The sequence below is a fragment of the Clostridium perfringens genome, from assembly GCF_016027375.1.
Taxonomy (GTDB): Bacteria; Bacillota; Clostridia; order Clostridiales; family Clostridiaceae; genus Sarcina; species Sarcina perfringens.
On sequence record NZ_CP065681.1, the window covers coordinates 2,684,609 to 2,696,648 of the forward strand.

A 12,040-nucleotide genomic window follows, 5' to 3' on the forward strand; every position below is an offset into this window, starting at 1 on the left:
CTCTTTATATCATTTCTAAAGGTAATTTGTTATATAATGAATATAAAATTGCTTTCTTTCTCCTTCACTAATCTGAATCATGGCTTAGATTATTATGCCCTCAAAATGATCAACTTCATGTTGAATAATCTGAGCAGTAAATCCTGAAAATGTTTCTTTGTGCTTCTTGAAATTTCTATCAAGATATTCCACCTCAATTATTTCATATCTTGTTGTTTTTCTGAAGCCAGTTAAAGATAAGCAACTCTCTTCAGTTTCATAACTTTTTTCTTTTTTTAGTATAACTGGATTAACCATAGGAACTATAATATTTCCTATACTAAATACAAGTATACGCTTTTTAACTCCTATCATATTAGCAGCCATACCAACACAACTCTCTAAATTTGCTCTTAGGGTATCAACTAAATCATCAATAATTCCTATATCTTCTTTAGTTGCAAGTTCTGATTTTTGTCCTAAAAATAATACATCCTTAACAATTGGTCTTATCATATTTATTCCAACCTTTCTAATTTATTGACCTTAATAAGGTCTAAAATTAACAATCTTTTTAAAAAATCATACTTAAAATATAAATGTAATAAACAAATATGTAAATATATTAATTAATATTTAATATATTTATAAAAAATGGTAAAATAAATAAGATGGAATGAAATGGGATTAAAAGGAGTGACTTTATGAGTTTTTGTTGCAAAGATTTATTTCAACTTAAGTATTTTTCAAAAGCAAAATTGTTAGCTGGAGAAAGTGGACTAAATAACCAAATTTCTTTGCCCTATGTAAGGACAACAGAATCTATTTCAAATTGGCTTTATGGAGGAGAGTTACTCTTTGTTATTTATAAAGATAATGATGAAAATCTCTCACTTTTACTTGAAGAATGTATTCAAAAGAAACTTGCAGGTATTGTTATTTTAATTGATGATAAACATATAGATAAAATAACAGATACCATGATTGATAGAGCAAATAATGAGGCTCTTCCCCTATTTATAATGCCTTGGAATATAAAACTAATTGATATTATACAGGAAATTTTTCTAAAAATAGAACAAAAAAGAGAGGAAGCAAAAAATGGTAAGCATTTTCTTGAATCACTTCTTTTTTCACAAGATCAATTACATGAGGACATAAATGCCTTAGCTGAATTTTATAATATAAGGTTAAGACCATTTCATTATATTTGCATACTTAAAATGAAAAAAGCCTCAAATACACCTTATGATACAGAGAATATTAGTAAGCATATAGCAAATTCTTTGGATGATGGTTTAAAAGAAAAAAATTATACTTTAATACATATGGAATATGCAAATCATTTATTGAGTTTGGTATTTGCTAATAATTATGAAGAAGCAAAAAAATCCTTAGAATATATTGAATCTGGTTTTAACCTTATGTGTTCTAGATATTCAGAAAATATTGAAATGAACTTAAGCTTTAGCCGTATAAGAGAAACTAATTCTAATATCAAAGCAAGTTATAAAGAGGCCTTTAAAGCTTTATCCATGATTGATATGTATGATAACGATTCAAAAATTATTAAATATAACGAACTAGGTATTATAAGATTGTTTATTGAATTAGCTGAAATTAAAGACGTTGAACAATATTGTTATGAAAATATAGGTCCTATTTTAGAATATGATAAAAGTCATGGAATGAATTTATTGGAGACTTTAAAGTGCTATTTTAAAAATAATAGACATTTATTAAAAACTTCCCAGGAACTTTTTATTCATAGAAATACTTTACTTTACAGATTATCAACAATAAAAAATCTTTTGCAAAGAGATTTAGATGATGCTATGACTGACTTAGAACTTTTTAATAGCATATTAATTTTTGAATTTCTTAATTTACAAAATAAGCTATAATGTGGACTACCCTTTAAATAAAGATTAATTACTATATATTTAAAATATTAAAATGGACTATATAAAAATTCTACAAACAATTTTTATATAGTCCATATTTTATTACAATTAATTAGCAAATTATATTAATTGGTAACTGATTCTTTTATTTTAATATTAGATTTTGTCTTTTCTTTTGCAAAGGATAATATTAATACTCCCGCAAATATTAATGAACATGCAATTATTTTCATCACTGTTATTTCTTCCCCTAAAAGTATTGCTCCAAAGATAACACTTGTTATAGGTTCAAATGTACTTATAACCGCAGCTTCACTAGCACCAATATATTTTATACCAACTTGTAATAATGATAATGCTACCACTGTACATAAGAAAGCAAATATTGCTGATAATCCCCAAGCTTTAGGTGTTAATGAAGATAATGCAAGTTCCTTTGTAAGCATTCCATATATAAGCATACCTATTGTTGAGGCTATTGCTACATAGAATGTTATTTTAAAAGGTGGCTCACTTTTCAAACCACTTTTATCCATAAATATAATATAGAATGCATAAAACATTCCAGATGCTATGGCTAAAATTAATCCTAACAATGTACTTTTTCCAAAAGATGCTGAATTTAATGCTGTAATAAAGAAACATCCTATCCCTGACATAGCAATAATTAATGCAAAGACTTTTTGTTTACTTAATTTTTCGTGGAAGAATATTACACAGCCTAATGTTACGAATATTGGATAAGTAAAATGTATAGGTGTAACTATTCCAACATCTATATAAGCAAATGCCATATTTAACATTAAAGTTGTTATTGCATTCCCAACGAAACCAAGTATTATTAGATCTCTAAGTTGTTTCTTTGTTACTCTTAAATCTATTTTTAAAAGTAAAATAATTACTAATAAAAATGGCAAACTTAAAAAGTTTCTTAAAAAAGTTAATGTCACAGGGTTGCTTCCTTCAAGACCATAGGTCATTGGTCCAAGTGTAAAGGCAAAACCAAAGGTAATTGAAGATAGCATAGTTAAAATAATTCCTTTTAATTTCATAGTATCCCCTACTTTTTCTGCTTAAATTTATCAAATACTAATTTAATATTATTTAAAAGCTTTGTCAATAATCTTGATAATGTTTGGAATAACATCATCAACTATTATTTTTCCTCTTTCAGCTGATGAAGATTTAGCTGATGCAAGTATTCCAGTTTCAGGAACAATATCTTTTTCTATTGGGTATCTATAATAAGTTGCAGGGCTAGCATTTTCTGTATCCATGATCTTATCTTCTCTAACAAGTTCTGGTGCAAAATACATCATTAATGATGTTTCTGTAACTGCAGCATGTTCTAAAGCCCAACCTGGGAATGGTACTTCATCAAATACCTTATCAATTACGTCAGGTGACATTGGATCCCACCAGTTAGTAAGAAGTAATTGTACTTTATCTCCATATTTTGCAGAACATAAATCCATAGCTTCTACTATGAATGCTTCATTTTCAAAATGAGCACTTAATATAAATATTTTTGTAAATCCATCACGAACAAATTCGTCTATTATATCCATTACTAAAGCTTGTAATGTAGCTCCATTTAAATCTATAGTTCCTGGGAATAATGGGCCACCACCACTTAATGGTTTTGATTTGTATCCATATGATAAAGCAGGAGCAACTACCCCATTTATTTTTTCAGCAATTCTATAAGCAAATCCATTTGCTATTACAGTATCTACACAAGTTGGAAGATGAGGTCCATGTTGTTCTGTAGATCCTATTGGTAATATAATTACATCATCTTTTTTCTTCGCAAATTCTCTCCATGTCATGTTTTCCATTTTTACATTTTCATACATAATAAAGTCCCCTTTTCTTGTCTTATTATTCAGCTTATCTTTATTAAAGATTGATTTTTAGCTAGAACTATAAGAAGAATTTCTACAAAAGTAATCCTTTGCAAAATTAAACACACCTAAAGATCTAGCTAAAAATCAAAACTTCATTAAATGTAGCTTTAATTGAAAATTCTTTATGTGAATTTTGCTATGCTCTCAGTATACAATGAGTATTTTTTGGTGACAATGTACTAAAAATACAAATCTATTTACCAAAATATGTTCTTTATGTGCACAGTAATCTTAAACTTTTCTTGTATATTTGATACAATGACTAGATAAATCTTTCATGCTAAACTTTCCTTATTGACAAGTCATTACTAAAAATAATAGAAATTTCAATTTATTAATAATGATATAAGTAAATTTTTTTAGTAAAATACCAAAAACTGAAGGGAGATTATTTAAATGAAAGCTATTTTATTTAAAAATGCTAGATTAAAAGGAAATGAAACACTAGTTGATTTACTTGTTGAAAATGGAGTTTATAAGGAAATAGGTCCAAATCTTTCTGAAAAATATAAAGATGTAGAAACTTATGATTTAAAAGGAGATCTTGTTGTACCACCTTATGTTGATCCACATATTCATTTAGACTATGTATATACAGCTCGTATGCCTGGTGCAAATAATGGAACAGGAACTCTTTTTGAAGGAATTCAAAGATGGTCTGAAACAAAAGGAAACATGACAATAGATGAAATTAAAGAACGTGCAAGAATAGCTCTTAAAAAAGAGATTTTATATGGTACTCAATATATGAGAACACATGTTGATGTAACAGATCCTAAGTTTACAGGATTAAAAGCTATTATGGAATTAAAAGAAGAATATAAAGATATTATAGATATTCAAATCATAGCTTTCCCACAAGAAGGAATGTATTCTTATAAAGGTGGAGATGAATTAGTAGAAGAAGCTTTAAAAATGGGTGCTGATGTAGTTGGTGCTATTCCTCATTTTGAATTCACAAGAGAAATGGGAGAAAAATCAGTTAAGAAAACTATAGAACTTGCAATGAAATATAACAAATTAATAGATGTTCACTGTGATGAAACTGATGATGATCAATCAAGATTTGTTGAATTATTAGCAGCAGAATCTTATTTAAATGGAATTGGAGAACTTACAACTGCAAGCCATGCTTGTGCTATGGGTTCATATAATAATGCTTATGCATTTAAATTATTCAAACTTTTAAAATTATCAAAAATGAACTTCATATCATGTCCAACAGAAAATATTCACTTACAAGGAAGATATGACACTTATCCAAAGAGAAGAGGTCTTACAAGAGTTAAAGAATTAAATGATGCAGGAATTAATGTTTGTTTTGCTCAAGATTCAATCTCAGACCCATGGTACCCATTAGGAAATGGTAACCTAATGAATATATTAGATGCTGGTATTCACATATGTCATATGATGTCTGTTGATGAAGTTAATAATGCCTTAGATTTAATCACAACAAATGGTGCTAAAACTCTTCATATCCAAGACAAATATGGTATAGAAGTAGGAAAAGATGCTAACTTCATAGTTTTAAATGCTAAAAATGAATTTGATGCAATCCTTGAAAGAGTTGGAGTTAACTGCTCTGTAAGAAGAGGAGAATTCCTATTTAAGAGAGAACCAGAAATAATAGATACAAAAATAACTCTATTAAAATAGTCACCATATAAATTAAGGATATACTTTAAAAGTATATCCTTAATTTTATTTCTTTATATTCCACTAGCTTTTTCTATAAGGGTATTTAAATATTATATGTAATTCATCTTTTTGAAGGCATATATTAAAAATTCCTCAGCTAAACTTTTGCTTTTAATATTTTTTAATGCATCTTTAAAAGAAAACCATTCTGCTTTATCAACTTCCTCATTAATTTGACTTAAATCTTCACTATCTACCACACAAATAAAATTACACATTAATGTATTAGTCTTTTCATAATAACTACTCTTCATATATTGATAATCTTTAACATTAAGACCTGTTTCTTCTTTTATTTCTCTTACTAAAGTCTGTTCTGCATTTTCACCTTTACTAATGTATCCTGCTACAAGTATATTATCTTTTCTTCCATACTGTTGCATAAGCAACACTTTATTTTTATCAGGATTTAAAACAATTGCACTTATAGCTGAACTAAATGTTGGGAAACGAAACATTTCACACTTATTACAATATGGAACCTCCCCCTCATTATTACATTGTTTATTTATTAATTTAGTGCCACACTGAAAGCAATAATTCATATTCTTTACTCCTTATATCTAGTATATAAATTATACTAGTTTATTTATCTTTAGCCTCTTATTTCTCCACTACAGTGAGAATTTACCTTTTATTATATTTCTTTTCTTTAGCTTAGTCAAAAATAATGATTTCAATAGCAAAGAAAGTACCTATTTATAATAAATATTTTGTTAAAATAGTATATAATATTATTAACTTACAAGTACAAAAAATATAGAAAGGACTTCTTAATTATGATTTTTACTTTTTTCTCTAATTTAGTTCATATTGTAAATTTATTAACTATTTTTTATATGATTTTTAAAGAGAATCGTTCTTCTAAGAGTATAATTTCTTGGACATTAGTATTAATTATATTACCATACATAGGTTTTATTCTATTTTTAATCTTAGGAAGAAAAGTTAATACTAAAGATATTTTTATAATGAAAAAATCTGAACTTACTCTCTTTGATAAATATATAAAAAAATTAAAAAGTGCTGATAATTCAAATGATGATTTAAAAAGAGCCAAGCATTCTGATATGATTAAAGCTATTGAAAGTATGGAGTACTCACCTTATAGAAAAGATGTGGAAACTAAAGTATTTTTTGATGGTAAGGAATTATTTGATGATATTTTAGAAAGCTTAAAGAAAGCACAAAAAAGCATAAATATAGAATTTTACATATTTAAAAATGATGATATTGGTTCAAAAGTCTTAGATATTCTTAAAGAAAAAGCTAAATCTGGCGTTGAAGTAAGATTATTATATGACTCTGTAGGAAGTAGAACTACCAATAGAAAAAAACTTCAGTCTGCAATTGATGCTAGTGTAAAAGTTGGTGAATTCTTCCCTTCCCTACTTAGATTAATAAACATAAACATGAACTTTAGAAACCATCGTAAAATAATAGTTATAGATAATAAAGTAGGCTATGTTGGTGGCTTTAATGTAGGAGATGAATATTTAGGTAAAGATCCTAAGTTTGGTTACTGGAGAGATACTCATATAAAATTCATGGGTGACTCAGTAAGAGACTTAGATTTAAGATTTTGGGCTGATTGGAGATATGCTACTAAGGAAGATATTGATTTAAGCCACTTAATAGATTATAAAAATGAACAAGCCCCTTCTACAATGGCTAATTATTCAAAGTGTGGTATGCAAATAATATCTAGTGGCCCTAACCCTGATAACTTTTATGAAATCAAATTATCATATTTAGAAATGATTCAAAAAGCTAAAAAATATATTTATATACAATCACCATACTTAATTTTAGATAACAGCATATCTGATAGTTTAAAACTTGCATCTATTTCTGGAGTTGATGTAAGAATAATGATACCTGGTAAAGGTGATCACCCCTTTGTTTATTGGGCAAATCTAAAATACGCTGGAGATTTACTAAACTTTGGAGTAAAAATATATCATTATGACAAAAATGCTTTCCTTCACTCTAAAACCTTAGTTATAGATGATGAAGTATGTTCAATAGGAACTGCCAATATGGATACAAGAAGCTTTGAACTAAACTTTGAAGTAATTGCTATGCTATACTCAGATGAAATAGCAAAAATACAACGTAAACAGTTTGAAAAGGACATGCTTATTTCAAAAGAATTGACTAGGAAAGACTATCTTAAGAGAGGAACTTCTGTTAAAATTAAAGAATCATTTTCAAAGCTCTTCTCAGCTTTACTTTAATCTAAAATAAAGCTTAATAAAAGTATCTATCTTTATAGGATTCTTTTAATTATTCAAAAGAATCCTATAAAATTATTTTTTAATTCCAAGGTTAATTATAATAATTTTTTTTCATATTAATAAGTTCAATAAAATATTATGTATCTATTTTATCATCAACAAACTTCTTTAATTTTAATAATGATACTCCTGTTATATCACTAATAGTCTCTATAGGTATTCCTGCTTCTATAGCCTTTAAAGAAATTTTTATAGATTGATCACTTAATTTATTTATACATTCATCTAAATGATTAAAATATATATCAAATAACTTTGAATTATTATTACTATATTCAATATAGTTATTCTCATCTAATTTTGTAGTATATTCTTTTAATTTAAAATAATTCATTAATAAAAAATATACACTACTTTCTAATTTACTCTCTTCAGAAATTTCATTTATATTTCTAATTTTTTCAAGAATCTCATATTCATTTACCATTAATATATTTCTAAATTCAAATTCCCTTATATTACTTTTTTTAAAACTACTATTTATTTCTAGTAATCTCAAATCATAATTAACATAAATGTAAGCATTATATTTAGTATATATACTATTAGGTTCACAAATTAAGGATTCTAATAAATAATTCATCTGGATATCTGTTAGTTTGTATTTATATTTGTATTCATCTAAATTTTCTACCATATCATTGGAATTTATTATATTTATAAATTCCTTTGTCATACTAATATCAGAATTTTCGTTACTATCCATATCTTTAAAAATTAATTTATTTATATCTATGTACTTTCTTCTATCTTTTGATAAAAACTCTAAGTCGTAAAGTTTACATCTTAAACTAATTAAATAGAAATTCTCAAAAACTAATAAAAGTGGTATGATCATTGTTTGCTTGACTAAAATTAAAGTTATTAAAAAAATAAAAATTACTATAGGTCCTACTAATACCTTTCTAATTTCTTGACTTTCTATTATATATTCTCCTTCAACAACTATATTTTTTAACTTTAAAGCTAATATCAAGTTTATTAAATTTATTAAAACACATACTATTTCTATTAATATCATAATAGATATCCTCCAAATTTCTTTTTAAAGTAACTAGAGTAATTTTCAATTTTATTGAAACCAAAGTTTAGTTGCACATAAACCAATAGCTAAATTTTTCTCGAATAGTCCTGTAGTAGAAATGTCCATATAAAACTTACTAACTTCATCACTAAGTTTTTCTTTATGTTTAAACTTACTAAGTGCTAATTGTCTTAAAGTTTCTGCTAATTTCATTGTTTCTAATTGAAAATCTTTTCCACTTTCAACTGCATTTTTAAATTCAACTAAGATACTACGTTCTTCTTCAGAAGTTTGTTCATTTAGAATTAAATCATAAACTCGTGCTAATAAATTATTTTCCACTAATTCTCTTTTTTCTTTTCTGGTTAATTTCTCTGAATTTTCCATAAAAACACCTCCTAAAACTCCTTAGGATATCGCATCCATAATGCAATCTCCTTGAAATAGTTTTTTATACTCATAAAATCAAGATCTTATAAAAATAATCAGCATATTTATCATAATTGCTGATTATTTTTTTATATTTATTTATCAATCTTTCTTTTATTTGTTAATAAAATCAAAACACTTAATAGTATAATTTTAACATTAATTTCATATTTTTAGAAGTCTTGTATTTTTACAAATTTTAATTCATACTAAAAATAAAATCTATAAAGGAGATTATTATGAGTACCAATAAAAACCCCTTAAATAATACCATTGTTAATATAAGCATTATGATATTATTAGTCATATTAATCCTAATAATATTTTTTTCATTATTCATATGGAAAAAAAGAATTGATTGGCTATCCATTATATCTATCTCTCTGTGTATTTTAGGTACTATTTTTAATATATATCTTTTATCAAAAGAAAAATAAAATTAATTATAGAGTGAATTTAAAATAAATAAAAATATATTCTATCTTAACATTCAGCAATAACTAATATTAAAACTTTACAAATGATACACAGCCAAATTCTTCAGCCATAGAAAATCCAACTTTTTTATAGAATAAAATATTTTTCTCCTCTTTATCTGTTAAAAGTACTTTTTGCATAACATTTTTATATTTATCTAAAATAATTTCTATAAGTCTTTTTCCTATTCCTCTGTTTTGGTACTTTTGTAATATTAAAATATCTTGAATATAAATTATAGAATGTCCATCTCCTACAACTCTTATCAAACCCACCAATAAATCCTTGTCCCAAACACTTATTACTTTCAATGAATTTTTAATTGATTTAATTAAAGAATCTATATCTTTAGTATATGAACTCCAACCAACATCATTATACAAATATAGTATATCTTTAACATTTAAAATAATATCTTCTTTAAAAACTAAATTCTTCATATTTCATCCCAATAATATCACAGTCCCAAATAAATAATTTAACTAAAAAGTTATAATCTACTCAAACTTATTACCTTTAGTATTTATTATATTACAAATACTTTTATAAGTTCTGGATAAAATTCCTCTATGGATTTATATCTGTTTCTATTTTTCTCGTATTCCTCTAACTTACTGACTATCTCCTTAATATATCTATAACCTAAGTTATAATCAAATTCAATTCTTCTATTAGTAAAATCAATATCAAAGTATTTTTTACTTAAATGTATTGATAAGGCTCTTACTATATGCTCATTAACACATTCTTCCCAATCACCATAACCAGAGAATTCAGATTTATATTTTTCAAGTTCTTCATGTATTTCTTTATATTCATTAACTAAAGCTAAATTACTCTCAGTTAATGGATTTATCACAGGATGACTTAACTCATGAAAAATTAAATTGCATATGTCATAATCATTATCAATAAAAATAGCATCACCTAAAAAAATACTTAAATTAAATACAATATTTATATACTTTTCTTTATCCTTATTTAAATCAAAACCAAAATTATATTTAGATAAATTACTCATAACAAAATTATAGTTAGTATTTTTATTGCCTGAAAATTCTTCTAAGTTATTAATGAAATTATATTTTTCTAAAATTCTATTGAAGTATTCTAAATCATCTTTATAATATACTTCAACTTTAGAGAAAAAATCATCAAACTTTGTTTCTTCCTTAAACGAATTAAATAAAACTCTAAATTCTTCTAGCTTCTTAATTCCTCCACTTAATTTTATATTAAACTCACTAATTTCATACTTAAAGTCTGCCCCCTCTTCATTATCTAAAGCTAAAGCAAAAACCATAGGTCTACCTAAGAAAAACCCATCTTTAATCATTTCTTCTAACTTTATATATATTTCATGATCAGAGTATTTTTGAAAGTAGTCATTTATATCTCTAATATACTTTTCATTAGAATAATCTACAAAATCTACCTTAAATCCAAATCTCTCACTTAAAATCTCACTATATCTACTTGTAAGTAAAATTATATTCATTAGTTCAATATTTTTATTTACTTCTAAAATTAAATTCCTCATATCTTCTCCTATTTGTCATTAAAATTTATTTTATATTAATCTCCATTTCTACATAATATTCTTTATAAGATTCATTCTTCCTTTTTGATTAACAATAATTTATTTATTATTTTTTTATTTATTAACATCATTTATAAGTCACATAATACTAAAAAAATCTTAACCCAATTAAGGATTAAGATCTTATATTTATCATTAATCAAAACTTATCTAAATGTATTTTTAATTTCATTTAACCCATCTACTATTTCTTCTCTTGAAAAATTAAGTTCTTGTAACTTCTCATCACTATAGTCATTTATATGCTTATAAAAATCTAAAGTAATTTCATAACTCTTTTTAGTTTTGTGAATTTTTATAGCTTCAAAAATTATATTTTCAGCTTCATTTATATTTCCTTGATCAACATATTTTTTAACCATAATCTCTAATAAATCATCTTCTGAAATTTTCATATCATAATTGTTATCTTCTATATTACTTTCAATAACATTCTTCCCAGCCACAATAGCAACACACATTTTCCCTATAGAATCTATAACTCGTTTAATATAATCCTGTTCAAATCGCATAATAAATCCCTCCCAGTATTTATTATATCACCACTTAAACATTTAATTACATTTATTGAATTTTATAGGTTTCCAATTAACTAAAATATTCATATATATTTTCTTAGTTATAAGCAATTAAAGCAAAAGGTAGTATAAAAATAAACATTAATAAAAAAACTTACAAACAGTATGAAGAGAATATCTAGATGAGCTTTAGAATTTAAATTA

Annotated in this window: 12 protein-coding genes; 3 read left to right on the forward strand and 9 right to left on the reverse strand. The window is 25.2% G+C overall.

Translation table 11 applies throughout. From position 1 onward, the window contains the following. Positions 1-84: 84 nt before the first annotated feature. Positions 85-495 (reverse strand): peptide deformylase, encoded by a 411-nt coding sequence (locus I6G60_RS12610; protein ID WP_003452893.1) that lies wholly within the window; start codon positions 493-495, stop codon positions 85-87. 188 nt (positions 496-683) lie between these two features. Here I6G60_RS12610 and I6G60_RS12615 point away from each other — a divergent pair, with 188 nt between their 5' ends. Beyond that, the gene (locus tag I6G60_RS12615; RefSeq protein WP_110016311.1) at positions 684-1,883 is read left to right on the forward strand and encodes a PucR family transcriptional regulator; all 1,200 of its coding nucleotides are present in this window, start codon (positions 684-686) and stop codon (positions 1,881-1,883) included. Between the two features lie 125 nt (positions 1,884-2,008). On the opposite strand, the gene I6G60_RS12620 is transcribed toward I6G60_RS12615, so the two are convergent. Further along, a complete protein-coding gene (locus I6G60_RS12620) occupies positions 2,009-2,935 on the reverse strand; it encodes a DMT family transporter (RefSeq protein ID WP_011010015.1) in 927 nt (308 codons plus the stop codon). Positions 2,936-2,983: 48 nt separating this feature from the next. Beyond that, positions 2,984-3,739 carry a creatininase gene (locus tag I6G60_RS12625; protein ID WP_003457004.1) on the reverse strand — a complete coding sequence of 252 codons (756 nt, stop codon included), beginning with the start codon at positions 3,737-3,739 and terminating at the stop codon, positions 2,984-2,986. A 447-nt stretch (positions 3,740-4,186) separates the two neighbouring features. Here I6G60_RS12625 and codA point away from each other — a divergent pair, with 447 nt between their 5' ends. Further along, positions 4,187-5,449 (forward strand): cytosine deaminase, encoded by a 1,263-nt coding sequence (codA, locus tag I6G60_RS12630; protein WP_011010014.1) that lies wholly within the window; start codon positions 4,187-4,189, stop codon positions 5,447-5,449. A 92-nt stretch (positions 5,450-5,541) separates the two neighbouring features. Here codA and I6G60_RS12635 read toward each other — a convergent pair whose 3' ends face one another. Next, a complete protein-coding gene (locus I6G60_RS12635) occupies positions 5,542-6,036 on the reverse strand; it encodes an NAD(+) diphosphatase (RefSeq protein ID WP_011010013.1) in 495 nt (164 codons plus the stop codon). 234 nt (positions 6,037-6,270) lie between these two features. Here I6G60_RS12635 and cls point away from each other — a divergent pair, with 234 nt between their 5' ends. Next, positions 6,271-7,728 (forward strand): cardiolipin synthase, encoded by a 1,458-nt coding sequence (cls, locus tag I6G60_RS12640; RefSeq protein ID WP_003468949.1) that lies wholly within the window; start codon positions 6,271-6,273, stop codon positions 7,726-7,728. 136 nt (positions 7,729-7,864) lie between these two features. On the opposite strand, the gene I6G60_RS12645 is transcribed toward cls, so the two are convergent. The 5 genes from I6G60_RS12645 to I6G60_RS12665 all read right to left on the reverse strand — a co-directional run bounded on the left by I6G60_RS12645 (position 7,865) and on the right by I6G60_RS12665 (position 11,830). Further along, on the reverse strand, positions 7,865-8,809 hold the full coding sequence (locus I6G60_RS12645) for a hypothetical protein (RefSeq protein WP_111744072.1): 945 nt from the start codon (positions 8,807-8,809) through the stop codon (positions 7,865-7,867). Positions 8,810-8,860: 51 nt separating this feature from the next. Continuing rightward, positions 8,861-9,199 (reverse strand): bacteriocin immunity protein, encoded by a 339-nt coding sequence (locus I6G60_RS12650; RefSeq protein WP_004458219.1) that lies wholly within the window; start codon positions 9,197-9,199, stop codon positions 8,861-8,863. A gap of 548 nt (positions 9,200-9,747) precedes the next feature. Next, on the reverse strand, positions 9,748-10,158 hold the full coding sequence (locus tag I6G60_RS12655) for a GNAT family N-acetyltransferase (RefSeq protein ID WP_003468952.1): 411 nt from the start codon (positions 10,156-10,158) through the stop codon (positions 9,748-9,750). A gap of 86 nt (positions 10,159-10,244) precedes the next feature. Further along, complete coding sequence (locus tag I6G60_RS12660; RefSeq protein WP_004458203.1) at positions 10,245-11,258, reverse strand: DUF4932 domain-containing protein; 1,014 nt, start codon at positions 11,256-11,258, stop codon at positions 10,245-10,247. Between the two features lie 206 nt (positions 11,259-11,464). Next, positions 11,465-11,830 carry a DUF6483 family protein gene (locus I6G60_RS12665; RefSeq protein WP_110016315.1) on the reverse strand — a complete coding sequence of 122 codons (366 nt, stop codon included), beginning with the start codon at positions 11,828-11,830 and terminating at the stop codon, positions 11,465-11,467. Positions 11,831-12,040 lie beyond the last annotated feature (210 nt).